Source organism: Pseudomonas sp. SID14000 (assembly GCF_002165135.1).
GTDB lineage: Bacteria > Pseudomonadota > Gammaproteobacteria > Pseudomonadales > Pseudomonadaceae > Aquipseudomonas.
Map to the genome: position 1 here is coordinate 85954 of NZ_NFZQ01000012.1, position 25017 is coordinate 110970.

Annotated in this window: 22 protein-coding genes and 1 pseudogene; 3 read left to right on the forward strand and 20 right to left on the reverse strand. The window is 61.6% G+C overall.

What is annotated here, in order from left to right:
• Positions 1–192: 192 nt before the first annotated feature.
• Positions 193–1308, forward strand: a complete 1116-nt coding sequence (gene lptF, locus CAY82_RS18850; RefSeq protein WP_087502565.1) for an LPS export ABC transporter permease LptF — start codon at positions 193–195, stop codon at positions 1306–1308.
• Positions 1301–2362, forward strand: coding sequence for an LPS export ABC transporter permease LptG (gene lptG, locus CAY82_RS18855; RefSeq protein ID WP_087502566.1), 1062 nt, complete (start codon positions 1301–1303; stop codon positions 2360–2362). The genes lptF and lptG overlap by 8 nt, the downstream gene beginning before the upstream one ends.
• Positions 2363–2563: 201 nt before the next feature.
• Here lptG and CAY82_RS18860 read toward each other — a convergent pair whose 3' ends face one another.
• From CAY82_RS18860 to CAY82_RS18915, 13 genes and pseudogenes are all read right to left on the reverse strand, one after another.
• Complete coding sequence (locus CAY82_RS18860; RefSeq protein ID WP_087502567.1) at positions 2564–3052, reverse strand: RDD family protein; 489 nt, start codon at positions 3050–3052, stop codon at positions 2564–2566.
• 91 nt (positions 3053–3143) lie between these two features.
• Positions 3144–3356, reverse strand: a complete 213-nt coding sequence (locus CAY82_RS18865) for a cold-shock protein (protein ID WP_003257941.1) — start codon at positions 3354–3356, stop codon at positions 3144–3146.
• Between the two features lie 358 nt (positions 3357–3714).
• Positions 3715–4836, reverse strand: coding sequence for a glycine cleavage system aminomethyltransferase GcvT (gene gcvT / locus CAY82_RS18870; RefSeq protein WP_087502568.1), 1122 nt, complete (start codon positions 4834–4836; stop codon positions 3715–3717).
• A 26-nt stretch (positions 4837–4862) separates the two neighbouring features.
• The gene (locus CAY82_RS18875; protein WP_087502569.1) at positions 4863–6239 is read right to left on the reverse strand and encodes an L-serine ammonia-lyase; all 1377 of its coding nucleotides are present in this window, start codon (positions 6237–6239) and stop codon (positions 4863–4865) included.
• A gap of 150 nt (positions 6240–6389) precedes the next feature.
• Positions 6390–9245 (reverse strand): aminomethyl-transferring glycine dehydrogenase, encoded by a 2856-nt coding sequence (gcvP, locus tag CAY82_RS18880; RefSeq protein WP_087502570.1) that lies wholly within the window; start codon positions 9243–9245, stop codon positions 6390–6392.
• An 11-nt stretch (positions 9246–9256) separates the two neighbouring features.
• Positions 9257–9640: a glycine cleavage system protein GcvH gene (gene gcvH, locus CAY82_RS18885; RefSeq protein ID WP_087502571.1), complete on the reverse strand. Its 384-nt coding sequence runs from the start codon at positions 9638–9640 to the stop codon at positions 9257–9259.
• Between the two features lie 445 nt (positions 9641–10085).
• On the reverse strand, positions 10086–10481 hold the full coding sequence (locus CAY82_RS27295; RefSeq protein ID WP_087502572.1) for a GFA family protein: 396 nt from the start codon (positions 10479–10481) through the stop codon (positions 10086–10088).
• Positions 10482–10570: 89 nt separating this feature from the next.
• Positions 10571–10732, reverse strand: a pseudogene (locus CAY82_RS27115) (histidine phosphatase family protein); the annotation flags it as partial.
• 78 nt (positions 10733–10810) lie between these two features.
• Positions 10811–12874 (reverse strand): TonB-dependent receptor, encoded by a 2064-nt coding sequence (locus CAY82_RS18895; protein WP_087502573.1) that lies wholly within the window; start codon positions 12872–12874, stop codon positions 10811–10813.
• A 79-nt stretch (positions 12875–12953) separates the two neighbouring features.
• A complete protein-coding gene (locus CAY82_RS18900; protein ID WP_087502574.1) occupies positions 12954–13358 on the reverse strand; it encodes a DUF2946 family protein in 405 nt (134 codons plus the stop codon).
• A 192-nt stretch (positions 13359–13550) separates the two neighbouring features.
• On the reverse strand, positions 13551–14123 hold the full coding sequence (locus tag CAY82_RS18905; protein WP_087502575.1) for a histidine phosphatase family protein: 573 nt from the start codon (positions 14121–14123) through the stop codon (positions 13551–13553).
• A gap of 3 nt (positions 14124–14126) precedes the next feature.
• Positions 14127–15173: an SDR family oxidoreductase gene (locus tag CAY82_RS18910; protein ID WP_087502576.1), complete on the reverse strand. Its 1047-nt coding sequence runs from the start codon at positions 15171–15173 to the stop codon at positions 14127–14129.
• A gap of 3 nt (positions 15174–15176) precedes the next feature.
• Positions 15177–15599 carry an ester cyclase gene (locus CAY82_RS18915; protein WP_015269083.1) on the reverse strand — a complete coding sequence of 141 codons (423 nt, stop codon included), beginning with the start codon at positions 15597–15599 and terminating at the stop codon, positions 15177–15179.
• A gap of 118 nt (positions 15600–15717) precedes the next feature.
• Here CAY82_RS18915 and CAY82_RS18920 point away from each other — a divergent pair, with 118 nt between their 5' ends.
• Positions 15718–16620, forward strand: a complete 903-nt coding sequence (locus tag CAY82_RS18920; protein WP_087502577.1) for a LysR family transcriptional regulator — start codon at positions 15718–15720, stop codon at positions 16618–16620.
• A gap of 16 nt (positions 16621–16636) precedes the next feature.
• Here CAY82_RS18920 and gltS read toward each other — a convergent pair whose 3' ends face one another.
• The 7 genes from gltS to arcD form a co-directional block, all read right to left on the reverse strand.
• The gene (gene gltS, locus CAY82_RS18925) at positions 16637–17833 is read right to left on the reverse strand and encodes a sodium/glutamate symporter (protein ID WP_087502578.1); all 1197 of its coding nucleotides are present in this window, start codon (positions 17831–17833) and stop codon (positions 16637–16639) included.
• A 167-nt stretch (positions 17834–18000) separates the two neighbouring features.
• Positions 18001–19509 (reverse strand): sigma-54-dependent transcriptional regulator, encoded by a 1509-nt coding sequence (locus tag CAY82_RS18930; protein WP_087502672.1) that lies wholly within the window; start codon positions 19507–19509, stop codon positions 18001–18003.
• A gap of 166 nt (positions 19510–19675) precedes the next feature.
• Positions 19676–20044, reverse strand: a complete 369-nt coding sequence (locus CAY82_RS18935; protein WP_063911394.1) for a DUF5064 family protein — start codon at positions 20042–20044, stop codon at positions 19676–19678.
• Positions 20045–20099: 55 nt separating this feature from the next.
• Positions 20100–21029, reverse strand: a complete 930-nt coding sequence (gene arcC / locus CAY82_RS18940; protein ID WP_087502579.1) for a carbamate kinase — start codon at positions 21027–21029, stop codon at positions 20100–20102.
• A 181-nt stretch (positions 21030–21210) separates the two neighbouring features.
• On the reverse strand, positions 21211–22221 hold the full coding sequence (locus CAY82_RS18945; RefSeq protein WP_013971112.1) for an ornithine carbamoyltransferase: 1011 nt from the start codon (positions 22219–22221) through the stop codon (positions 21211–21213).
• A 69-nt stretch (positions 22222–22290) separates the two neighbouring features.
• Positions 22291–23544, reverse strand: coding sequence for an arginine deiminase (gene arcA, locus CAY82_RS18950; protein WP_087502580.1), 1254 nt, complete (start codon positions 23542–23544; stop codon positions 22291–22293).
• Between the two features lie 33 nt (positions 23545–23577).
• On the reverse strand, positions 23578–25005 hold the full coding sequence (gene arcD / locus CAY82_RS18955) for an arginine-ornithine antiporter (protein WP_087502581.1): 1428 nt from the start codon (positions 25003–25005) through the stop codon (positions 23578–23580).
• Positions 25006–25017: the final 12 nt, after the last annotated feature.

Below are 25017 nucleotides of genomic sequence, written 5' to 3' on the forward strand. Positions count from 1 at the left end.
GGCAAGTGTGCTGACAACCCCGTTATGCGCGTTCATGCGCGGCGAAGTGACAGGGGCGGCCAATCACAGGATAATGCGCGCACTTTACATGGAGGTTCGCCTTTGGCGAACCGGCATTGGTCTTGGCTGTACTAAGTCATTGTCTGACGCCATTGATTGGCAGTCCGCCCTGACAACCCAGGAGTGTCTGGTTTGATCGTCTTTCGTTATCTGTCCCGCGAGGTCCTGGTGACCTTGAGCGCCGTCAGCGCCGTGCTGCTGGTGATCATCATGAGTGGGCGCTTTATCAAGTACCTGGCGCAGGCTGCCCAGGGCGTGCTCGACCCGAGCGTGCTGTTCCTGATCATGGGCTTCCGCCTGCCGGGCTTCCTGCAACTGATCCTGCCTTTGGGGCTGTTCCTCGGCATTCTCCTGGCGTACGGGCGCCTGTACCTGGAAAGCGAGATGACCGTGCTGTCGGCCACTGGCATGAGCCAGCAGCGCCTGCTGGGCCTGACCATGGCACCGGCCGCCCTGGTCGCCCTGCTGGTGGCCTGGCTGAGCCTGAGCCTGGCGCCGCTGGGCGTGGCCCAGGTGCAGCAGATCATCAGCCAGCAGGATGCCTTGACCGAGTTCGACACCCTGGTGCCGGGCCGCTTCCAGACCCTGCGCGACGGCTCGCGGGTGACTTACACCGAAGAGCTATCGGACGATCGCATCAACCTGGCCGGCGTGTTCATCTCCGAGAAACGCTTCAACCAGGACAAGACCAAGGACCGCGCCCCGTCTGTGCTGGTCGCTGAGAAAGGCCACCAGGAAATCCAGGCCGACGGCAACCGCTACCTGGTGCTGGAAAACGGCTACCGATACGATGGCAACCCGGGCCAGGCCGACTACCGCGCCATCAAGTACGACACCTACGGCGTGCTGCTGCCCAAGCCGGAAGTCAGCGAGGAAGTGACCGAGCGCGAAGCCATCCCCACCTCCGAGCTGATCGGCAAGAAGGGCCTGCGTGAGCGTGCCGAGCTGCAATGGCGGCTGTCGCTGCCGATCCTGGTGTTCGTCGTCACCCTGCTGGCTGTGCCGCTGTCCCGGGTCAACCCGCGCCAGGGCCGCTTCCTCAAGCTGCTGCCGGCAATTCTTCTGTACATGGCCTACCTGACAATGCTGATTTCCGTACGCGGCGCCCTCGAGAAGGGCAAACTGCCGATCGCCCTGGGCATGTGGTGGGTCCACGGCCTGTTCCTGCTGATCGGCCTGGGCCTGATGTACTGGGAGCCGCTGCGCCTCAAGCGCGCCGCCCGTCGTGCGGAGGTGGCCCATGGGTAAGCTCGACCGCTACATCGGCCAGAGCGTGCTGTTGGCCATCCTCGCCGTGCTCGGGATTATCCTCGGCCTGGCCTCGCTGTTTGCCTTCATCGACGAGATGAGCGACCTGAGCGACACCTATACGGTGATGGAGGCGGGTAACTTCGTCCTGCTGACCGCACCACGGCGCTTGTACGAAATGCTGCCGATGGCCGCCTTGATCGGCTGCCTGATCGGCCTGGGCAGCCTGGCCAGCAGCAGCGAACTGACCATCATGCGCGCTGCCGGGGTTTCCGTCGGCCGTATCGTCTGGGCGGTGATGAAGCCGATGCTGGTGCTGATGCTGGTCGGCCTGCTGATCGGCGAGTACGTGGCACCGGTGACCGAGAACAAGGCCCAGGCCGACCGTTCCCTGGCCCAGGGTGGTGGTGATGCGCAAAGCTCCAAGCGCGGCATGTGGCACCGCCAGGGCGAGGAGTTCGTGCACATCAACGCCGTGCAGCCCAACGGCCTGCTGCTGGGTGTGACCCGCTACCGCTTCGACAGCGAGCGCAAGATCATCACCTCGAGCTTCGCCCGCCGTGCACAGTACCAGGAAGACCACTGGATGCTCAGCGACGTGCGCACCACCTTCTTCCGTGGCGACCGCACAGAAGTGGTGAACACACCGCAGGAGCGCTGGGACGTTTCGCTCACGCCGCAACTGCTCAATACCGTGATCCTGGCGCCGGAGTCGCTGTCCATCACCGGGCTGTGGGACTACATCCACTACCTGTCCGACCAGGGCCTGAACAATGCCCGTTACTGGCTGGCGTTCTGGACCAAGGTGTTGCAGCCGATGGTGACTGCGGCGCTGGTGCTGATGGCGATTTCCTTCATCTTTGGCCCGCTGCGTTCGGTGACCCTTGGCCAGCGCGTGTTCACCGGTGTGCTGGTGGGCTTCGTGTTCCGCATCGCCCAGGACCTGCTGGGGCCTTCGAGCCAGGTGTTCGGCTTCCCGCCGCTGCTGGCGGTGGTGATCCCGGCAGGCATCTGTGCGCTGGCCGGTGTGTGGTTGTTGCGCCGGGCAGGTTGATGGCCTGAGCTGTACAAAAAAGCCGACCTCAGGGTCGGCTTTTTGCTGCTTGACCAATAGCTGTAGGCTTGCGGCGAACCTGTAGGAGCAGCCTTGTGCTGCGAAAGGGCCGGTCTGGCAAAACACTCTCGTTGCCAGTGATGGCCTCTTCGCAGCACAAGGCTGCTCCTACAGGTACATTGGTTGCCCTGAAGCTTGTACTTATCTCTTCTGCTTAGGCACCCGCACCAGCTGGCTTTCCGAATAGATGTCATGCCAGCCCCGCTTGCGCTTGTCGATCAACACCCAGAAAAAACCCAGCCCCAGGCACAGCCACGAGGCAATCGACACCACGAAGCGCAGCAGCGCCTGCCACAGGCTGATGGCCGTGCCATCGGCGTTCTGCACCCGCACGCCCCACACCTGCATGCCCAGGGTCTGCCCGCCATGGGTCCAGAACTTGGCAAAGAAACCGAACAGGACGAACAGCAACACGGTGGACAGCAGCGGGTCGCCGTCCAGTGCGCCAGCCTCGGTCAGCTCACGCATGCGGGCTTCACCGATGATCGCCATCTGGATCATCTTGTAGGCGCCGGCGGTCACGATCAGCAGCGCCGTGCACAGCAGGAAGTCGTAGAACATCGCCGCCAGGCGCCGGCCCAGGCCGACCGGCGGAAAATCACCCTGGGGTGTGAGCAGAGGCTTGGACATGCAAAACGGCTCCAGAAGACGAAGCCGCTATTCTACGGGCAAAAAAAAGCCCCTGCACTTGGCAGGGGCTTTTCTCGAAGTCGGGTTCGGCTTAGCCGGCGACCTGAACTTTGTCAGCCTGCATGCCTTTCTGGCCCTGGACTGCTTCGAAGGTGACCTTCTGGCCTTCTTTCAGGCTCTTGAAGCCGTTACCTTCGATAGCGCGGAAGTGCACGAACAGATCCGGACCGCTTTCTGGGGTGATGAAGCCGTAACCTTTTTCGTCATTGAACCACTTGACGGTACCGTTCTGACGCTCAGCCATTGTCTTATTTCCTATGAAGCTTGAATTTTGATGACAGTTTCTTTTGCAATAAATAGGAAGCAAAAGATTACTGGGCTGGGTTGCAGGAAAGTAAGAGACGTCAAACGGGTTGTAGCAGATTGCGGCTACTGGCCCAGGTCACGAACTGTTGCGACCCATGCAAACACAGTGCAGTGACTCTACGCCAACTCCCGAGCGAAAAACAAGCCCTTGGTCGTATGGAAAATCGGCCGTTTGCCGATAACCGACCAATTTGTCGGAAACGGCATGGCGCCTGGCCTGGCGCTGTGTTCAAAAGTTATTGGACAGGTTCGAAAACGAATATGTCGAGCCTGCCCGCAACCTTCACAAAGCAGCTTCAGCCCCGGTAGTAACGTTGTGCCACGAAAGGCATTTTGCTGACTTTCAGGGCAACCTTCTTGCCACGCACCACGGCAAACAGTGAGGTGTCGAGTGCGGCATGTTCACTATCGATATAACCCATTGCTACAGGTGCGCCGAGTGTCGGGCCAAAGCCGCCACTGCACACTTTGCCTACAGGTTTATCGTTTGCATCGACAATATCTGCGCCTTCACGTACTGGCGTACGTTCCTGTGGCAACAGGCCCACACGTTTGCGCGCCACGCCATCGCGCTGTTGGGCGTAGATGGCCTCTGCACCCGGGAAGCCGGCGGCACGCGTGCCATCGGCACGGCGAACCTTGGAAATGGCCCACAGCAGGCTGGCTTCCACCGGCGTGGTCTCGGTGTTCATGTCGTGGCCATACAGGCACAGGCCGGCTTCCAGGCGCAGCGAGTCGCGCGCACCCAGGCCGATCGGCTGTACTTCGGGCTCGGCCAGCAGGCGGCGGGCCAGGGCTTCGGCGGCATGTACCGGTACCGAAATTTCATAGCCGTCTTCGCCGGTATAGCCCGAGCGGCTGACGAAGCAGTCTTCACCCAGCAGTTTCACCGGGCGGAACTGCATGAAGGTCATGCCGGCCACTTCCGGGGCCAGACGCTCCAGCACCTTGACCGCCGCCGGGCCTTGCAGGGCCAGCAGGGCGCGTTGCTCGAACAGCGGCTGCACCTCGCAACGGTTGCCGATGTGCGCTTGCAGGTGGGCCAGGTCCTGGTCCTTGCAGGCGGCGTTGACCACCAGGAACAGCGTGTCGTCGCCCAGGTTGGCAACCATCAGGTCATCAAGGATGCCGCCCTGCTCGTTGGTGAACATGGCATAGCGCTGCATGCCCACCGGCAGGTCGATGATATCCACCGGCACCAGGCTTTCCAGGGCCTTGGCGGCATCGCTACCGCGCAGGGTGATCTGGCCCATGTGCGAGACATCGAACAGGCCGGCCTGCTCGCGGGTATGCAGGTGTTCCTTGAGCACGCCCAACGGGTACTGCACCGGCATGTCATAGCCGGCGAACGGCACCATGCGCGCACCCAGTTCCAGGTGCAGGGCGTGCAGTGGGGTCTTGAGCAGTGTTTCGGACATCGGTGACTCCTTGCTGTTGTTGTGGGTCAACATTCGATGATGTTGACGGCCAGGCCGCCACGGGCGGTCTCTTTGTATTTGCTTTTCATGTCGGCGCCGGTCTGGCGCATGGTGCGGATGACCTTGTCTAGCGACACGTAGTGCTGCCCGTCGCCGCGCAAGGCCATGCGCACCGCGTTGATCGCCTTCACCGAGCCCATGGCGTTGCGCTCGATGCAAGGCACCTGGACCAGCCCGCCTATCGGGTCGCAGGTCAGGCCCAGGTTGTGTTCCATGCCGATTTCGGCAGCGTTTTCCACCTGTTGTACGCTGCCGCCCATCACTTCGCACAACGCCCCGGCTGCCATCGAGCAGGCCACGCCGACCTCGCCCTGGCAGCCCACTTCGGCGCCGGAGATGGAGGCGTTTTCCTTGTACAGGATGCCGATGGCCGCGGCGGTGAGCAGAAACCGCACCACCCCGTCCTCGCTGGCTCCCGGTACGAAGCGCATGTAGTAGTGCAGCACTGCCGGGACGATGCCCGCCGCGCCGTTGGTTGGCGCGGTGACTACACGCCCGCCGTTGGCGTTTTCCTCGTTCACCGCCAGGGCGTAGAGGTTGACCCAGTCGAGCACCGACAGGGCATCACGCAAGCTGGCCTCCGGGTGACGGCTCAACTGACGGTACAACGCCGGCGCCCGGCGCTTGACCTTGAGCCCGCCCGGCAGGATGCCTTCATGCTGGCAGCCGGCTTCGACGCAATCCTGCATCACCTGCCAGATGCGCAGCAGCCCGGCACGGGTTTCCGCCTCGGGGCGCCAGGCTGCCTCGTTGGCCAACATTACCTGGCTGACCGACAGGTTTTGCCCGGTGCAATGACCGAGCAGCTCCTTGGCGGTCTTGAACGGGTAGGTCAGCGGTGTGCTGTCCTCGACGATGCGGTCGTGGCCGGCGGCGTCCTGGTCGACCACGAAACCGCCGCCCACCGAGTAGTACTCGCGGCTGCGAATTTGCAGGCCGGCCTCGTCGAAGGCGCGGAAGATCATGCCGTTGGGGTGGTAATCCAGCGGCTTGCGGATCATCGCCAGGTGCTGCTTTTCGATGAACGCGATGCTGTGCTCGCCGAGCAGGTTCAGGCGACCGCTGTCGCGGATGGCCTGCAGCCGGGCAGGGATAGTGTCGGTGTCGATGACATCAGGGTGCTCGCCTTCAAGGCCCAGCAGCACGGCCTTGTCGCTACCGTGGCCCTTGCCGGTGGCGCCGAGCGAGCCATACAGCTCGGCCTTGACGCTGGCGGTGCGGGCAAGCAGGTCATCACGGCGCAGCCCTTCGGCGAAACGCGCGGCGGCGCGCATCGGGCCGACCGTGTGCGAGCTGGAGGGGCCGATGCCGATCTTGAACAGGTCGAAGACGCTCAGTGACATGGGACCTCCTGCCAGAGATGCTGAGTGGACATTGAACCCTGTGGGAGCGGGTTTACCCGCGAATGCGGCGGTAAAGCCACAATCGCATTCGCGGGTAAACCCGCTCCCACAGGGACCGCCATCCAAGGGTAGGTGGCGGGGCAGGGGCTATCAGGCGTCCTGATAGCTCTCGATCGACGGGCAGGCGCACACCAGGTTGCGGTCGCCGAACACGTTGTCGACCCGACCGACCGGCGGCCAGTACTTGCCTTCAACCAGGCTCGGCAGCGGGTACACCGCCTGCTCGCGGCTATAGCCATGGGCCCATTCACCAACCAGCTCGGCCGCCGTGTGCGGGGCGTTCTTCAGCGGGTTGTCGTCCTTGTCCAGGCTACCGTTCTCGACCGCGCGGATTTCTTCGCGGATCTGGATCATCGCGTCGCAGAAGCGGTCCAGTTCTTCCTTGGACTCGCTTTCGGTCGGTTCGATCATCAGCGTGCCTGCCACCGGGAAGGACATGGTCGGGGCGTGGAAGCCGAAGTCGATCAGGCGCTTGGCCACGTCGTCGACGCTGATGCCGCTGGTGTCCTTCAGCGGGCGCAGGTCGAGGATGCACTCGTGGGCCACCAGGCCATTGCCGCCGGTATACAGAACAGGATAGTGCTCTTCCAGGCGACGGGCGATGTAGTTGGCGTTGAGGATCGCCATTTGTGAAGCACGCTTGAGGCCGGCACCGCCCATCATGCGGATGTACATCCAGGTGATAGGCAGGATGCTGGCGCTGCCGAACGGTGCGGCGCATACCGCGCCCTCGGTGTTTTCCAGCTGTGCGTGGCCGGGCAGGAACGGTGCCAGGTGCGACTTGACGCCGATCGGGCCGACGCCCGGGCCGCCACCGCCATGCGGAATGCAGAAGGTCTTGTGCAGGTTCAGGTGGGAAACGTCGCCACCGAACTTGCCCGGTGCGCACAGGCCGACCATGGCGTTCATGTTGGCGCCGTCGATGTACACCTGGCCACCGTTGTCGTGGATGATCGCGCAGATTTCACCGATCGCTTCCTCGAACACACCGTGGGTCGACGGGTAGGTAATCATGATCGCAGCCAGGCGCTCGCGGTGCTCGATGGCCTTGGCGCGCAGGTCCTCGACATCGACGTTGCCGCGGGCATCACAGGCGGTGACTACCACGCGCATGCCGGCCATGTGCGCGGTGGCCGGGTTGGTGCCGTGGGCCGACGACGGGATCAGGCAGATGTCGCGGTGGCCTTCGCCGCGGCTGCGGTGGTAGGCGCGGATGGCCAAGAGGCCTGCGTACTCGCCCTGGGAGCCGGCGTTGGGCTGCAGCGATACGGCGTCGTAGCCGGTGGCGGCGCAGAGCATGGCTTCCAGCTCGGTGGTCATCTGCAGGTAGCCCTGGCTCTGCTCGGCCGGGGCGAACGGGTGCAGGTTGCCGAACTCGGCCCAGGTGACCGGGATCATTTCGCTGGCGGCGTTCAGCTTCATTGTGCACGAGCCCAGCGGGATCATGCTGCGGTCCAGCGCCAGGTCCTTGTCGGCCAGGCGGCGCAGGTAGCGCATCAGCTCGGTTTCGCTGTGGTAACGGTTGAATACCGGGTGCGCGAGGATGGCCGACTGGCGCAGCAGGGCAGCAGGTAGCAGCGAGCCGGTGCTGGCGGCCAAGGCGTTGAAGTCTGGTTGGGCCTGGTCGCCACCGATCAGTTGCCACAGGGTTTCGACATCGGCCTGGGTACTGGTTTCGTCCAGCGACAGCCCTACGTGGTCAGCGTCGATCTGGCGCAGGTTGATGCCCTGGGCGCGCGCCTTTTCGTGCAGGCTGGCAGTGGCAATGCCGGTGGCCAGGGTCAGGGTGTCGAAGGCGCTGGCGCCCACTACCTGTACGCCCAACGTCTTCAGGCCAGCCGCCAGGATCGCGGTCAGGGCATGGGTACGTTCGGCGATGCGCTTGAGGCCGGCCGGGCCGTGGTACACGGCGAACATGCTGGCGATGTTGGCCAGCAGCACCTGGGCGGTGCAGATGTTGCTGGTGGCCTTTTCGCGGCGGATGTGCTGTTCGCGGGTCTGCATGGCCAGGCGCAGGGCGGTCTTGCCGAAGCGGTCGATCGACACGCCGACCAGGCGGCCCGGCATGTCGCGCTTGAACGCGTCACGGGTGGCGAAGTAGGCGGCGTGCGGGCCACCGAAGCCCAGTGGCACGCCGAAGCGCTGGGCGCTGCCGATGGCCACGTCGGCGCCAAACTCGCCCGGCGGGGTCAGCAGGGTCAGGGCCAGCAGGTCGGCGGCAACGGCGACCAGGGCGTTGGCGGCGTGGAAGCGCTCGACCACTTCCCGGTAGTCGAACACTTCACCGTTGCTGGCCGGGTATTGCAGCAGGGCGCCGAAGAAGGCACTGACATCGCCCAGCTCGCGCTCGTCGCCGATCACGATCTCGATGCCCAGAGGCTCGGCACGGGTGCGCAGCACGTCAAGGGTTTGCGGGTGGCAGTGCACGGAGGCGAAGAAGGTGTGGCTGGCCTTGTTCTTCGACAGGCGCTTGCAGAAGGTCATGGCCTCGGCCGCAGCGGTGGCTTCGTCGAGCAGGGAGGCGTTGGCGATCGGCAGGCCGGTCAGGTCGCTGATCAGGGTCTGGAAGTTCAGCAGCGCTTCCAGGCGGCCCTGGGAAATTTCTGGCTGGTAAGGGGTATAGGCGGTGTACCAGGCCGGGTTTTCCAGCAGGTTGCGCAGGATCGGCGCCGGGGTGTGGGTGTTGTAGTAGCCCTGGCCGATGTAGCTCTTGAACAGTTGGTTCTTGCCGGCGATGGCCTTGAGCGCGGCGAGCGCGTCGGCTTCGCTCTGGCCGTCGTGCGAGCCGAGCACGCTGGTGCCTTTGATGCTGTCGGGGATGACCGCAGCGGTCATGGCTTCCAGCGAGTCGAAGCCGAGGGCGGCCAGCATGGCCTGCTCGTCGGCGGCGCGCGGGCCGATGTGGCGGGCGATGAATTCGTTGGCGGTGCCGAGGTTGATGGTCATGGCAGGGTCCCTCAGGCGTCGTCGTTGGCTTTGATCAGGCGGTCGTAGGCGTCCTGGTCGAGCAGGGTGGCCACGGCGCCGGCATCGGCGGGAATGAAGCGGAAGAACCAGCCTTCGCCCATCGGGTCTTCGTTGACCAGTTCCGGGCTGTCTTCGAGCTGGTCATTGATCTGCACCACTTCGCCGGTCAAGGGCATGTACACACCGCTGGCGGCCTTGACCGACTCGACGGTGGACGCTTCGCTGCCTTTCTCATACTGCTGCAACTCTGGCAGTTGCACGAAAACCACATCGCCAAGGGCGTTCTGGGCGTAGGCGGTGATGCCTACGGTGACGCTGCCATCGGCTTCGACGCGCAGCCATTCGTGATCTTCAGTGAAACGCAACTCGCTCATGGGGAATCCTCGGGAAGCAGGGCGTTAGGCGCGGTGGCTCCGCGCTCTTGGGGTTGTGATTCCCTTAGCAAAAATGCGGCCAATATTTAAAAAGTCATTTAAATCAATGACTTACAAAGCTTTCCTGGCGCTTTCCTATTTTCTTTGGAATGAAAACGCTACACACAGTGGGCGGAGGAAAAGGGTTTGGGGTTCAAACCCTTGGCGAGCCGTATCCAGGCGAGGTTGTAGCGAATTCGATACGGTGTACTGAAATAAGTACAGGTGGCGAGGCATGACAGATGTAAAGGTGGGTCAGCAATAAAATCTGTCGCGCATCGGTTGGCTGGCAAGGACTGGCTTGGGCAGTTGTGTCTGCCTGCGCGTCAGATCACAAAGGGGCCCTTCTTTATCGCGCCCGGCTTCGTCTTGTGATCTGTCAGAGTTGTAGTTCGACGTTGTCAATTTAATTGTATGGGTGTGCAGGGAATTGTTTAGCGTTATCGCAAATTTCGTACCAGCTCGGTTTTTCCTTGACAAACTCGTGGAACAGGTTTGAAAGGTTCAATGCGTCGTCGAAACAGTTAGCAGCCACTGGAAAGGAATCGGCGGTTGATGTCACCTCACCCAACGCAGTTCCGCATATCGAGCAAAAGCATCGGTTGTACTTGTAAGGTGCTTCGGGCTTATAAGTCGTTATCGAATCCAGGCCGGACAGCATTTCGAACGACGAGCGTGGTACAAAAACAAATGTACTGGCCCCTGCCTTTCTGCAGCGGGAGCAGTGACATGTACCCATCATTGTCGGCGGGCTGGATACCAGAAACTTTACCGCTCCACAGCAGCAACTACCTTTAAGCATATCTTCCTTCCTCTGGATAAATGTACACTGTACAAAATTACAGTGTCATGGGGCGAACCTTACCATCAAGCACGTCGTGACGCCACTCCCACCAAAACGGGCAGCAAGCCTAGCGCTTGAATGGAAGTCAGTGTCCGAGGCGCGCTGCTGGACACAACCGCTTTGGCGGTAGCAGCCAGCTCGACGCTATCCTTCGGTGCGGGCAGGTTTTTGATTTCGGAAAGGTTGGATTGCTCGATCCAGCGCTTCATATCGTGCGCTGAAAATCTTGCCGGCAGCACAATCAATCAGCTTGTTCCGCTGTGCATCCGGAATAGAGCTGGCACCCTTTAAAAATCGAACGTCATGCCGGCATAAATTGCGCGACCATCACCAGGCGAATGCAGGGACGCGTCCGCTCCATCCGGGTCGTACCAGACATATTCATAGTAGCGATTGGTGAGGTTCTTCAGTTGCAGGTCCACGCTCATCAAGTCGCTGAGCTTGTAGGTCGCGCCGAGGTTCATCAGTACGTAACCGCCGTAAGTTCCCTGCGTGTTCTCCCGCTCAAGGTAGTAGTTGGTCTGCCCGTTAGCCCAGGCTGTAAGTTGCAGTGCCGGGGCGGCCTGGTAGCTGATACCGGTGTTCCACAGGTGGTGCGGCACGTGGTCGATTTCCTTGCCCTTGCTGTCCGGGAGCGCGCTGCTGGGTTCAAGAATTTTCGAGTACTGCCAGGAGTAGGACATCCATACCTCGGTGCGCTCGTCAGGGTGCAGGTTGACCTGCAGGTCGTAGCCCCAGCGGCGTGTCTCGCCGACGTTGTCGGATTCGCCGCTCGGGTCGTTCAGGCGACGGCTGACCTCGCCGGTGGCGTCCTGGCGCCAGTAGGCCACGCGGCCATCGATCCAACTGGCAGGGGTAAATTTCACACCGGTTTCCCAGCCTTCGTTGATCGAAGGGTCGAGGTCTTCGTTGCGCGGCGGCACCTTGTAGGCTGCAGCGCCGGTACCGACCTGGAAGGTGCGGCCCCAGTTCGCATAGACACTGGCGAACTGCCACGGTGAGTAGACGATGCTGAGTTTGGGCTGCTTGATCAACCCATAGTCGTTTATGTCGTAGTCCTGCCCGGTCATCTTGTTGGTGAAATCACCACTGATCTTGTCGACGCGATACGCAGGGACAATCTTCAGCGATTCGACCGGCTCGATTTCAGCCAGGACATAGGCACCGACGGTGTTGAAGTCGAAGTCCTGATCGCGGGTCTGCGCCTGGCGCACACGTTCCACCGTGCGGTAGCGCTCGCTACGGTTCTGCTGCTTCTGCACGTCGCTGCCGCCTTCCAGGGCGAAAGTGCGCAGCCAGTCGATCTGAGGCCGCCAGGTCAGGGAGGTGATGGCGCCGTACTGGTCCTCGTAGGTATCGCGCTCCTGCTGTGAACTGGTACGCCAGTATTGCGTCCAGCGGCGATCGTCGAACGTATTGACGTAGGTCTTGGCCAACCACGACAAGGTGTCGGTCAGATCGGTGTCCAAATGCACGCTGACCTGGTTCATCCGCCGTGTGCCCTTGTCTGTAGCGTTGTAGTCATTGCTCATGTGAGGGTGATGGTGGGCGTCATTCTCGGTCAGGTACCCGGCCTCCTGAGCTTCCGACTCGTAGTGGCGGGCAATCAGGCCGAGGCGGTAGCTGCCATTGTCGGGGGTGTAGAACCACTTGCCACCGAAGTTGTAGCGTTCGGTATCGGCATGTTCGCGATAGCCATCGACCTGTTGTCGGGCGAAGAAGTAGTTCTGCGTCCAGTTGCTGGTTTCGATGCCTTTTGCCAGCTGTACCTCGCGAGTATTGAAGCTGCCGTAGCGCAGACGGGCCTTGTTGTAGTTACCACCAATGCGGGTGTTGATATTGACGTTACCGGCGATGTTGTTCAGGCCGTAGCGCGGGTCGCTGGTGCCGCGCGCCACCTCGATGGTGTCGATGTCCATCGGGAACACCGAGTCGATGAAGGGCATGTTGCCGTCGTTGGTGTTGCTGGGAATGCCGTCGATCAACAGCTTCACTGCATTGACTTCACCTTCGCCGTTGAAGCCGCGGAACGACAACTTGCCAGAGGTGGTGCCCTGGTTGAACTCTGTGAGCATTACACCGGGCGCGCGGTTGAACAGTTCCCAGCTGTAGGTGACCGGCATTTTCTCAAGGATATCGCCACCGAGAATGTCCACCGAGCTGAGGACGGTACTGGTGGGCAGCGGACCGGTACTGGTACCGCTGACAGTAACGGCGCCGAGGGTCAAGGTGGAGTTTTCGCTGGGCAGCGTTTCGGCCACCACCGCCTGGGACAGAGGGTTCAGGGTGGAAACGCAGGTGATGGCAAAAACGGGCAATACAGTGCGTGCGGTGCTACGGAACGCAGGCATGGAGAGAGCTTCCTGGCAAGAAAAAGTCGGGCACGGTCATCACGCGCATCGTGCGCGGGACCTGGAAGTAGTCGACAGATCAGGCCAAGGGAGAGGCGCGTGGACTCAGGTTGGGCCACTGCTCACGAGGTAGCCGCAAGGTAGGGGCATGGCCGAGCAGCAGCTCAGCGGGCCAGAAACGCGGGAACAGATGCTTGAAATAGTCACCGGCTAGCAGTGCCTGACCGGCGTGACCGCAGCAGCAATCACCGGCTTGCAGCTTGCTATCGGCATGCTCGGCCAGTTCGGGCTGATTGAGTTTGAGTTGAGCCAGTAGTGATTTTGGCAGGCTCTGCGTGCCATGCAGGCTACAGAAGCTGCCGAGAATCAGCGACTGGTCTACAGCCGGGGCGCGCAGGGAACGGTCGAGCGGCATCGCCAGCAGGTTGAACACCACTGCGAAACAGGCGAGCAGCCAGAGGTGAGTGCGAATGACTGGCAGCATGGACCGCCCCATGGAGTAAGTTGCGCATTAAGCCGCATCGGTGGCGCTCTGTAAAAGTTCCAGGCAGCGCCATTTTGTCGCAGACGGGGCCGGGCAGTTCAGCTTGCTGGCCGCTCGCAGTGCGTCAACCCGGGGGAATGCTAGAGTCGCCGGTCATGGATCGTACCTGGAACTTGTAGCTATAACGGCCGCTTAGTCCTGGCCCTCATTACTCTTGGCAAAAACAGCCGCGCTCCAATAGCGGCTGCCGTTTTGGTGTTGGCGAGTCCAGCCCTTTGCCATCAGTTCCTTGGCAATCATCCGGTTCATGAACCCGTGACCTAGCAGCAGTACCGGCCCCTCGCTGGCAAGTGATAACAGCCGTTGTGCTGCCATGCTGGCGCGAAGCCTGGCAGCGCTGACGGTTTCGACATTGCGCGAGTAACCGCACAACCATAGAACGCGAAGGATGAATGCCCAGGTAAACGGTGAAAGCCGGGGCAACTTCCATTGGCCATACGGCAGCTGCGCTTCACCAAAAAGCGCATCGACGTGGCTGGGCTCAAGACCGAGCGCCTGCAGCGAGCTCAATGCCCGTGGCGCTGTGCTCGACACAATCACCCTCGCCGTTGTGGCAAGCTGCAGGCTGGCGGTCGGGGCGGGCTGGTCGGTGATTCCGGCGCGGTTGTAGCCTTTTATCCAGCCCTCCATGTCCAGTGCTGACACTTTTTTGCTGACGGCCAGCGCCGGCTGGCCGTGGCGCATCAGAATGATTTTCCTGTCCATGGGCTATTTACTTTCCTGCTCCGTGAGCGAGCCGTGTTCTGCAAACCAGCCGTGGTCTCGATACCACGCGACGGTATCGGCGATAGTCAGTTCCAGCGCCCTGAAACTCAGGCCGAGCGCGTGTTCGCTTTTGCTGTGGTTGAAACGCGTACGATCCTTTTCCCGTACCAGCAGGCGCAGCGTGGCCAAGCTTAGCAGGATGGGCTTGCCGGTGAGCCGTGCATACATTTCCTGTATTGCGGCCAGGCAGAATAACAACGGCAACGGTAAATGCCGCGCGGGCGTTCGTACGCCCGCCAGACGGCCTACTATTGGTACCAGTTCAGCCATGGTCATATGCCGCCCGGCCGCCAGGTAGTGTTCGCCGCTTCGTCCTTGTGTGGCTGCGGCAATCTGCGCCAAAGCTACATCGCGGGCGTCGACCACCGAGAAACTACCCGGGATCAAGCCAGGCAGTTTGCCGCGCACGACATCGTTGACCAGTTGCCCGGACGACGTAGGGCCGATGTCGCCAGGGCCCCACATCCAGCCTGGGAGCACCATGCAGGCGTGCATGTCGGGGCAGGCATCGAGAAACTCAGTCACGACGCGGTCGGCGAGGATCTTGCTGCGGTAGTAGTCATCTGCATCTGCTTCGGCCCGCAGGCATGTCTCATCGATCGACGTGCCTGGTGCCCCGTCGAGCACTGCAATGGACGAGGTATGGATAAACCGCCGGATGCCGGCCAGGTAGGCTTGCTCCAACAGGTGGCGGGTACCGGTCACGTTGATCTGCTCAAGTGCTTGCCAGTGGCTGCCGCCTTTGTAGTTGTCACGAAAGAACGCTGCAGTATGGAACACCGTATCGCAGCCGCGCAGCGACGCCGCGAAAGCGTCGACATCGGCCATATCGCCTTCGACCAGCTCTACTTCGGGCAGATCAGCGAACTGTTTTTCCCCCTTTGCTCTTGACCGCACCAGCCCTTTGACCGTGTAGCCACGAGCGACCAGTTCACGGACCAGGTTGTTGCCCAGCAAGCCGGTTGCTCCGGTAACGAACACATTGCGCATGGCTCAACCCTCGCTCTGTTCGGCAGATGGCTTCAACATGGCACTGTCGAAAAACACCGCTTCACGGATGGCCAGGCCGTTTCTGAAGGTGAAGTGCGCCGCATAGTGCACGCAAATCCGACGCCCATGGGCCGGAACGATCACTCCTGCAGGCAGCAGCAGCGGGGCAGTGAAGGTGCCGGTCAGGACGGCGGTCATTGCCAGCCGATCGTCCGAGACCATGAATGGGGTCAGGGCCACCTGGGCATCAGGGAGTGCGCTGAACAGCGCCATCTCCCGCGCGCGCATGGCTTCGCGCCCGGTTTGGGTCGTCATGCCGTCCAGGTACACGAAGTCTTCGTCGACCAGTGCCAGCAGCCCTTGCACATCACGCTGGTTAAAGGCATTGGCGGCGCGTTGGGCATAGTCCTTGGGGCTAGTCATCATGCAATCCATTCCATTTGTTCAGAGGGGCCCAAGGTATACTCCCGCGCTTGCTGTCGAAAAACAGCGCCTACTGCATAGTGGTTTTGCGAATTTGCAGACCAGGGAGAGGCCAGCACATATGGCATTGCAGGAAAACTGGGACGATCTTCGGCTGCTATTGGCCGTATCGCGGCGTGGCAGCTTTCTTCGCGCTGGCGAGTTGCTGGGTATTGCACCATCGACCGTTTCGCGTCGCCTGACCCAGCTTGAGGCTGCATTGGGCGAGCCGCTCGTCGAGCGGGGCGTAGAGGGATGCAGGCTGACCTCGCGCGGTCAATCGCTGGTCGAAGTGGCCCAGGCAGCTGAAGCTGGGCTACGGCGCCAGACGCCTGCCGGCGCAGCCGAGCTGCCTTGCGAACTCTCTGGCACTGTGCAGGTGAGCGCAGGGGAAGGCTTCTCGACTTGCGTACTGGAGGCGGCCAATCGCTTCACCGGACTACACCCGGGTTGCTCGGTGGAGTTGACCGTGACCGCCGACTTCCACAAGATCGTCCGGGGTGTGGCGGACATTGCCGTGCGCACGGCCCACCTGGGTGAGCCCTCACTGATTTATCGGCCGATAGGCCGGCTTGGCTATGGTGTGTTCGCCGCTGCTGGTTACCTGCACCGTTTTCCGGGGGTTACCCCTGCGACGGCGGTCAATATCGGCCTGCTTCCGCCGCTGGACGTGTTGCCGCAAGTACGTGCGGCAAAGGCGGGGGGGCTGGAACGTGCGCCGATCCGCGTGAACTCGTTCAGCGCACAGCTCGAGTCAGTGAGGCGCGGGATGGGGGTGGCGGTACTTCCCCGGATCCTGGCCAAGGATTTGATCGAGTTGTTCGTCGACCTGCCCCTTCCAGACATGGACGTCTACATGGTGACCCGGCCACAGGCATTGAAGCAGCCTCACATAAAGTGTTTTTTTTCCATCCTGGAGACAATGCTGCATCAGGCCCTGTCTACGGATCCTGGGCAGCACCCGGCGGAGCAACATATCGGCTGAGTGTTTAGCGTCTGGCTCAAAAGAACGGCAAGGCCAGGTACAGCTTGATGACGATGACATTGATGATATCGATGAAAAACGCTCCCACCATCGGCACTACCAGGAAGGCGGTAGGCGAAGCCCCGTAGCGTTGGGTCACCGCTTGCATGTTGGCGATCGCGGTCGGCGTTGCACCCAGGCCGAAACCGCAATGCCCGGCAGCCAGTACCGCCGCGTCATAGTTGCGGCCCATGACTCTGAAGGTTATGAACACCGCAAACAGTGCCATGACCAATGTTTGTGCAGCCAGCAGCAGGAAGAACGGTAATGCCAGCGCGGCCAGGTCCCATAGTTTGAGCGACATCAAGGCTATGGCCAGAAACAACGACAGGCTTACATTGCCCAGTACCGAAACTTCCCGCTCGAATACATGATAGAAACCGAATGCAGAAAGGCCGTTGCGCAACAACACGCCGACGAACAGTACGCAAACGAACGTGGGCAGTTCAAATGCAGTACCTTTCAACAAGCCATTAAGTAACGAACCCGCGAGCAAACTGACAGCGATCAGCGCCAGTGTTTCGATAAATGAAAACGATGTAATCAGGCGCTCTTTGTCCGGTTGTTCGAAGCCCTTGGGTAGTTGCGGTGCTGCTTGTTTGATACCCGGTTTTTTTACCTGCTTGATCAGTAACCGGGCGACCGGGCCACCTATCAGGCCACCCAGCACCAGGCCGAAGGTAGCTGATGCTATTGCCAGTTCGGAGGCCGAGGCCAGGCCAAATTTCTCGGAGAAGGTGGCCCCCCACGCAGCGCCTGTGCCGTGGCCACCCGACAAGGTGATAGAGCCAGCCAGCAGGCCCATCAGCGGGTCGAGCCCCAGTGCCGTTGCCAGGCCGACGCCCATGGCGTTCTGTACCAGCAGCAAGCCGGTTACCACCAGCAGGAACATGGTAACCACGCGTCCACCTTTTTTCAGGCTGGCGAAGTCTGCACTCAAACCGATGGTGGCGAAGAATGCCAGCATCAGAGGGGCTTGTAGCGAGGTATCGAATTGCACGTGGACATCGAAACTGCGCAACGCCAAGAGTGCCAAGGCCACTACCAGGCCGCCTGCGACAGGTTCCGGAATGTTGTAAGCGCGCAAGAAACCAATACGGGCGACAAGGCCGCGCCCTAATAACAGTACTAAAGAGGCGGCTACAAGCGTCCCGTAAAAATCGAGTTCAAACATCAGGTACTCTCGTTATATCCAAGTAGCGAACCACTTCCCGCTCTGGGGCGGGTAGGCGGGGTGACAGGTAAGATCACACTGTCACCATTCTACGAGGCATGCGTGGGAGAGTATCTGCCAAACACTTAGGAAAAGTCTGAAGATCTATAGGGTTGTTTCAACAAACATCAGGTTTTTCCCGGTATTCCATATTTACGCAGACGCTGCGCAATGGCGGTATGTGAAGTTTGCAAGCGCCCTGCCAGTTGCCGCGTCGATGGGTAGCTGGCATACAGGCGTTGCAACAGCTCGCGCTCGAAATCCCCCACGGCTTGTTCCAGGCTGGCCACTTCGCCGTCCTGGCCACGAGCCACCGAGGTGCCGGCGATGTCCAGGTCACCGATATCCACCAGGTTGCCCTCGCAGATGGCTGCGGCGCGGAATATCACGTTCTGCAACTGGCGCACGTTGCCTGGCCAAGGGTTGGCCAGCAGTGCCGAATGGGTGGCCGGGGTCAGTCGGCAGGGTGGCCGCTGGATCTGCGTGCAGGCCTGTTGCATGAAGAAGTGCGCCAGCATCAGGATATCCTGGCCACGGTCGCGCAGCGGCGGCACCTGCAGGTTGAGCACGTTCAGGCGGTAGAACAGGTCTTCGCGGAAGCTGCCTTCGGCGACCATGCGCTCCAGGTCGCGGTGGGTGGCGCTGATGATGCGTACATCCACCTTCACTTCGCGGTCGCCGCCTACCCGGCGGAAGCTGCCGTCACTGAGGAAGCGCAGCAGCTTGGCTTGCAGGTAGGGCGACATCTCGCCGATTTCATCGAGGAACACCGTGCCCTGGTTGGCCAACTCCATCAGCCCAGGCTTGCCGCCTCGTTGCGCGCCGGTGAAGGCGCCAGGGGCGTAGCCGAACAGTTCGCTCTCGGCCAGGCTTTCGGGCAGTGCGGCGCAGTTAAGGGCAAGGAACGGTGCCGCGTGGCGGCTGCTAATGGCGTGGCAGGCGCGGGCTACCAGCTCCTTGCCGGTGCCGGTTTCACCATGCACCAGCAGTGGTGCATCGAGCGCCGCCACGCGCAAGGCGCGGGCCTTGAGGGTGCGGATGGCTGGCGACTCGCCGAGCAAGGCATCGAAGCCTTCGGCATGGTCGTGGTGCAGGGCCGACAGGCGTTCGCCCATGCGCGTGGGCGGGTACAGCGTAAGCAGGCCGCCGGCATTGGTGATCGGCGTGGCGTCCAGCAGCAGGCTCTGGCCGTTCAGCTGCATCTCGCGCATGGGCAGGTGGAAGTTGTTGTCCAGCAGGGCCTGCAGCAGTGCCGGGTCGCCGAACAGTTCACCTACCGAGCGGCCGGCCGATTCGCGGCCGCACAGTTCGATTAGCGCCGGGTTGGCCAGCAGCACCTTGCCGGCACTGTCCACGGCCAGGACCGGGTCGCTCATTGCCGCCAGCAGGGCATCGAGCTGCAGGTGTCGGCGTTGTCCAGGGAGGATGTCGACCACCTCTACCGATTGCACGCCATGTACCTCGAACAACGCGTCGTGCAGTTCTTCGAGCACGGCGGGGCTGAGGGTGGGGGCGTCGATGTAGACGTTCGGCGGGACCATCTCCACGGCGTCCAGGTTGAGGTTGCGGGCACCGAGCAGGGCGAGGACTTCCTGGGTGATGCCGACGCGGTCGATGAAGCTGACGTGGATGCGCATGGGGACGGTGAAGTGGTGGCCGGGGAGGGCGGTAGTATGCCTCAACATCGCCGGGGCCGCTTTGCGACCCTTTCGCGACGCAAGGCCGCTCCTACAAGGGGTACGCATTCCCCTGCAGGAGCGGGCTTGTGTCGCGATGGGCTGCAAAGCAGCCCCGGTTCTTGAATTACTCCAGATGCTCAGGCTTGATCGGGTCGCCCGACTTCACATCCAGCTTTTCGCGAATGTCCGCGAACATATGGTCATAAAGCTTGTGCGGCGAACTCAGGTTCTCGAATTTCTTCGGTGGCGTCAGGTACGACTGCGCCTTGCGGGTCAGCAGCATGAGGAAGCTGGGCAACACCTGATCCTTGGCCAGGAAGAACTTTTCTTCGACTGGCTTGCCTTCGATGCTGCCATGCATCTTGAACTGGATACCTCTGCCTTCCTTGGGATCCGACGCGGCTTCGTATTCGATGTTCAGGTCATAGCTGTGGTCGTTCTTGTTCAGCGCGGTGCGCTCAATGTGTACATGACCGGGTTGGTACTGGGCCATGGCAAGCTCCTTCGGAAGGTCGAAAATGGCGGGCGCTGGCGCCCGCCCATTGCATTCAACGGTAGCTGATCCCCGGCTTCGCGGTGGAAACACGTGTGCCGGCGGTGCCTTTGACGATGTCTTCGATGTTCTCCAGCGAACTGATGACAGCCACTTTGCCGGTGTTGCGGGCAAAGTCGCAGGCCGCCTGCACCTTCGGCCCCATGGAGCCGGCGGCGAAGCCAAGGCGTTCGAGTTCGTCGGGGTGTGCCTGGGCGATGGCTTTCTGCGTGGGTTTGCCCCAGTCAATGTAGGCTGCATCGACGTCGGTGGCGATTATCAGAAGGTCGGCATCCAGTTGCTCTGCCAGCAGGGCCGAGCACAGGTCCTTGTCGATCACCGCCTCGATGCCTTTGAGCTTGCGGTTTTCATCGTACATGGTGGGGATGCCGCCGCCGCCGGCGCAGATCACGATGCTGCTCTTTTCCAGCAGCCACTTGATCGGGCGGATCTCGAAAATGCGCTTGGGTTTCGGGCTGGCCACCACGCGGCGGTACTTGTCGCCATCGGCCTTGACTACCCAACCCTTTTCCTTGGCAAGGCGCTCGGCCTCTTCCTTGCTGTAGACCGGCCCGATGAACTTGGTCGGGTCCTTGAAGGCGGGGTCGTTGGCGTCGACTTCAACCTGGGTCAGCAGGGTGGCGAACGGCACTTCGAAGGCCAGCAGGTTGCCCAGTTCCTGCTCGATCATGTAGCCGATCATGCCCTCGGTTTCGGCACCTAGCACGTCCAGCGGGTAGGCCTCGTCGGGCTTGTAGGCAAGGCCCTGCAGCGACAGCAGGCCAACTTGCGGGCCGTTGCCGTGGGCGATGACCAGCTCGTTGCCCGGGTGGATCTTGGCGATCTGTTCGGTGGCGGTGCGGATATTGGCGCGCTGGTTGTCAGCGGTCATGGGCTCGCCGCGACGCAACAGGGCGTTGCCGCCCAATGCAACAACGATACGCATGGGGAATGTCCTTTAACGAAAAGAAGGGAGCGCTGCACTCGACCGGTATCGCCGCCCTCTTGTGGGAGCGGGTTTACCCGCGAAAGCGTCAGCCCATGCAGCGCGGCTGGTGCTACTGACGCATTCGCGGGTAAACCCGCTCCCACAGGGATCCGGGTTGCCCGGCTTGCCGAGTCAGCCTTTACAGGTCAGCCAGTGTCGACACCAGGATCGCCTTGATCGTGTGCATGCGGTTTTCCGCCTGCTCGAAGGCGATGCAGGCCGGCGACTCGAACACGTCGTCGGTCACTTCGATACCGTTGGCCAGGTCCGGGTACTGTTCGGCTATCTGCTTGCCTACCTTGGTTTCGGAGTTGTGGAAGGCCGGCAGGCAGTGCATGAACTTGGTCCGCGGGTTGCCGGTGGACTTCATCAACTGCGCATTCACCTGATACGGCTTGAGCAGCTTGATGCGCTCACCCCAGGCTTCGATCGGCTCACCCATCGATACCCACACGTCGGTGTGCACGAAGTCCACACCCTTGACCGCGGCAACCGGGTCTTCGGTCAGGGTGATGCGCGCGCCGCTTTCCTCGGCGTACTTGTGGCAACGCTCGACCAGGTCGTCATGCGGCCACAGCGCCTTGGGCGCGGCGATGCGCACATCCATGCCGAGCTTGGCGCCGATCAGCAGCAGCGAGTTGCCCATGTTGTTACGGGCATCGCCCAGGTAGGCGTAGCTGATGTCGTGCAGTGGCTTGTCGCTGTGCTCACGCATGGTCAGCACGTCGGCGATCATCTGTGTCGGGTGGTATTCGTCGGTCAGGCCGTTGAACACCGGTACGCCGGCGAACTTGGCCAGCTCCTCGACGATTTCCTGCTTGAAGCCGCGGTACTCGATGGCGTCATACATGCGCCCGAGCACGCGGGCGGTGTCCTTCATGCTCTCCTTGTGGCCGATCTGCGAGGAGGTCGGGTCGATGTAGGTGACGTTGGCGCCCTGGTCATAGGCAGCCACTTCGAACGCGCAGCGGGTACGGGTGGAGGTTTTCTCGAAGATCAGCGCGATGTTGTTGCCTTTCAGGTGCTGTTGCTCGGTGCCAGTGTACTTGGCGCGCTTGAGGTCGCGGGACAGGTCCAGCAAGTAGCGCAGCTCACGGGTGGTGTGGTGTTCCAGGCTGAGCAGGTTGCGGTTGTGAATGTTGAACGCCATGACAGCTTCTCCTTGGATTCGGTAGTGGCCCGGCCGGCGCTTTTTGGGCGCGGCCGGGTGCAATGGTCGTTAGTAGTCGATCGGGTCGCGCACGATCGGGCAGGTCATGCAGTGGCCGCCGCCCCGGCCCCGGCCCAGTTCGCCGGCACTGATGGTGATGACCTCGATCCCGGCCTTGCGCAGCAGGGTATTGGTGTAGGTGTTGCGGTCGTAGCCAATGACCACGCCCGGCTCGATGGCCACCACGTTGTTGCCGTCATCCCACTGTTCGCGCTCGGCGGCGAAGCTGTTGCCGCCGGTCTCGACCACGCGCAGCTTGACCCCCAGTTGCTCGCCCACCACCTCGATGAACGACTTGTGTTCGCGGCGCACGTCCATGCCGTAAGGCTTGCTCTCGTCCGGACGAATGATGAACGGCACGATCTCCTTCACGACTTCCGGGAAGACCGTGACCAGGTCGCGGTCGCAGAAGCTGAACACGGTGTCCAGGTGCATGGCGGCACGGGATTTCGGCAGGCCGGCAACAATGACCTTTTCCACCGCGCCTTTGGCGAACAGGTTCTGTGCCAACTGGCCGATGGCCTGGCGCGAGGTGCGCTCGCCCATGCCGATCAGCACGATGCCTTTGCCGATGGGCATTACATCGCCGCCTTCGAGGGTAGACTGGCCGTGTTCCTTGTCCGGGTCGCCGTACCAGATCTGGAAGTCGGCGTTGGTGAACTGTGGGTGGAACTTGTAGATGGCGGTAGTCAGCAGGGTTTCCTGGCGTCGTGCCGGCCAGTACATCGGGTTCAGTGTCACGCCGCCATAGATCCAGCAAGTAGTGTCGCGGGTGAACTGGGTATTGGGCAGCGGTGGCAGGATGAAGCTGGAGTGGCCCAGGTAGTCGTTGTACATCTTGACCACCTCGGCACCTTCACTTTGCGGCAGGTCCTGCCCGGCAACGCCACCAATCAGGAACTCGGCCAGGTGGCGCGGCTCGAGGCTTTCGAGCCAGCTGCGCACCTCATTGGTCAGGCCGACGCCGACGGTGTCGGCCGTGATCTTGCGGTCAAGAATCCACTTCAGTGCCTCGGGTTGCTGGACGATGTCGGTCAGCAGGTTGTGCATCTCCAGCACATCCACGCCACGCTCGCGCATCTTGGTGACAAAGTCGAAATGGTCACGCTTGGCCTGGTCGACCCAGATCACATCGTCGAACAGCAGCTCGTCACAGTTGCTTGGCGTCAGGCGTTTGTGCGCCAGGCCCGGCGAGCAAACCATCACTTTGCGCAGTTTGCCGGCTTCGGAGTGGACACCGTACTTCTGTTTTTCAGCGGACATGGTTTCATTCCTCCAATTGAACGAAGACGTGGGTCAAAGGGTCAGGAAGCCGTCGTACAGGCCAAAGGCTGCCACCAGGGCGCCGATGATCACGGCTGCGAAGATCAGTTTTTCCACGTTGGTGAAGACAGGTTGGCCTACCTCACGCTTGGCCTTGGCGAACAGGATCGCGCCAGGTGCATAGAGCAGGGCCGAGAGCAGCAGGTATTTCACACCGCCGGCGTACAACAGCCAGATGGCGTATAACAGGGCGATGCCACCGATGATCAGGTCTTTCTGCCGTTCGGCCAGGGCCTGTTCGTAGGTTTCACTGCGCACTGCCAGCAGCACGGCATAGGCTGCCGACCACAGGTAGGGCACCAGGATCATCGAAGTGGCCAGGTAGATCAGCGACAGGTAGGTGCTGTTGGAGAACAGCGTGATCACCAGGAAAATCTGCACCATGGCGTTGGTCAGCCACAGGGCGTTGGCCGGTACCTGTTTGGCGTTCTCGCGGCGCAGGAACTCCGGCATGGTGTGGTCCTTGGCCGCGGCGAACATGATTTCGGCGCACAGCAGCACCCACGACAGCAGGGCCCCGAGCAGCGAGATGATCAGACCGACGCTGATCAGCACCGCACCCCAGTGGCCGACCACATGTTCCAGCACGGCGGCCATTGAAGGGTTCTGCAGTTTGGCCAGTTCCGGTTGGGTCATGATGCCCAGCGACAGCACGTTGACCAGCACCAGGAACAGCAGCACAGTCACGAAGCCGATCACCGTGGCCTTGCCCACGTCGGAGCGTTTTTCCGCCCGCGCCGAGAAGATGCTTGCGCCCTCGATGCCGATGAACACCCATACGGTGACCAGCATCATGTTGCGCACCTGGTCCATCACGCTGCCCAGTTCGGGCGTTCCCAGGCCCCAGATGTCAGCGGTGAAGATGTCGAGCTTGAAGGCGAACAGGCAGATCAGGGCGAACAGCACCAGTGGCACCACCTTGGCCACGGTGGTGACCAGGTTGATGAACGCCGCTTCCTTGATGCCGCGCAGCACCAGGAAGTGCACGGCCCACAGCAGCACTGAGGCGCCAATGATGGCGGCCGGGGTGTTGCCTTCGCCGAAGATCGGAAAGAAGTAGCCCAGGGTGCTGAACAGCAGCACGAAGTAGCCGACGTTGCCCAGCCAGGCACTGATCCAGTAGCCCCAGGCCGAAGAGAAGCCCATGTAGTCGCCGAAACCGGCCTTGGCGTAGGCGTACACCCCGCCATCCAGGTCAGGCTTGCGGTTGGCCAGGGTCTGGAACACGAACGCCAGGGTCAGCATGCCGACCGCGGTAATGGCCCAGCCGATCAGTACAGCGCCAACCCCCGCGCTGGCAGCCATGTTTTGCGGCAGCGAGAAGATCCCGCCACCAATCATCGAACCGACGACAAGTGCAACTAGCGCGCCGAGTTTTAGTTTTCCGGATGAATCAGACATTTAACAACTCCT

Coding starts and splice junctions, on each gene's coding strand:
- CAY82_RS18900 (WP_087502574.1), bottom strand. CDS start 13,358: ATGCTGCCAGTCATTCGCACTCACCTCTGGCTGCTCGCCTGTTTCGCA.
- CAY82_RS18920 (WP_087502577.1), top strand. CDS start 15,718: ATGGCATTGCAGGAAAACTGGGACGATCTTCGGCTGCTATTGGCCGTA.
- CAY82_RS27295 (WP_087502572.1), bottom strand. CDS start 10,481: ATGCTTAAAGGTAGTTGCTGCTGTGGAGCGGTAAAGTTTCTGGTATCC.
- CAY82_RS18935 (WP_063911394.1), bottom strand. CDS start 20,044: ATGGCCCAGTACCAACCCGGTCATGTACACATTGAGCGCACCGCGCTG.
- CAY82_RS18860 (WP_087502567.1), bottom strand. CDS start 3,052: ATGTCCAAGCCTCTGCTCACACCCCAGGGTGATTTTCCGCCGGTCGGC.
- arcA (WP_087502580.1), bottom strand. CDS start 23,544: ATGTCCGCTGAAAAACAGAAGTACGGTGTCCACTCCGAAGCCGGCAAA.
- CAY82_RS18905 (WP_087502575.1), bottom strand. CDS start 14,123: ATGGACAGGAAAATCATTCTGATGCGCCACGGCCAGCCGGCGCTGGCC.
- CAY82_RS18930 (WP_087502672.1), bottom strand. CDS start 19,509: ATGCGCATCCACGTCAGCTTCATCGACCGCGTCGGCATCACCCAGGAA.
- lptG (WP_087502566.1), top strand. CDS start 1,301: ATGGGTAAGCTCGACCGCTACATCGGCCAGAGCGTGCTGTTGGCCATC.
- gcvP (WP_087502570.1), bottom strand. CDS start 9,245: ATGACCATCAACCTCGGCACCGCCAACGAATTCATCGCCCGCCACATC.
- CAY82_RS18910 (WP_087502576.1), bottom strand. CDS start 15,173: ATGCGCAATGTGTTCGTTACCGGAGCAACCGGCTTGCTGGGCAACAAC.
- arcC (WP_087502579.1), bottom strand. CDS start 21,029: ATGCGTATCGTTGTTGCATTGGGCGGCAACGCCCTGTTGCGTCGCGGC.
- gcvT (WP_087502568.1), bottom strand. CDS start 4,836: ATGTCCGAAACACTGCTCAAGACCCCACTGCACGCCCTGCACCTGGAA.
- arcD (WP_087502581.1), bottom strand. CDS start 25,005: ATGTCTGATTCATCCGGAAAACTAAAACTCGGCGCGCTAGTTGCACTT.
- gltS (WP_087502578.1), bottom strand. CDS start 17,833: ATGTTTGAACTCGATTTTTACGGGACGCTTGTAGCCGCCTCTTTAGTA.
- CAY82_RS18915 (WP_015269083.1), bottom strand. CDS start 15,599: ATGATGACTAGCCCCAAGGACTATGCCCAACGCGCCGCCAATGCCTTT.
- CAY82_RS18895 (WP_087502573.1), bottom strand. CDS start 12,874: ATGCCTGCGTTCCGTAGCACCGCACGCACTGTATTGCCCGTTTTTGCC.
- CAY82_RS18865 (WP_003257941.1), bottom strand. CDS start 3,356: ATGGCTGAGCGTCAGAACGGTACCGTCAAGTGGTTCAATGACGAAAAA.
- CAY82_RS18945 (WP_013971112.1), bottom strand. CDS start 22,221: ATGGCGTTCAACATTCACAACCGCAACCTGCTCAGCCTGGAACACCAC.
- gcvH (WP_087502571.1), bottom strand. CDS start 9,640: ATGAGCGAGTTGCGTTTCACTGAAGATCACGAATGGCTGCGCGTCGAA.
- CAY82_RS18875 (WP_087502569.1), bottom strand. CDS start 6,239: ATGTCACTGAGCGTCTTCGACCTGTTCAAGATCGGCATCGGCCCCTCC.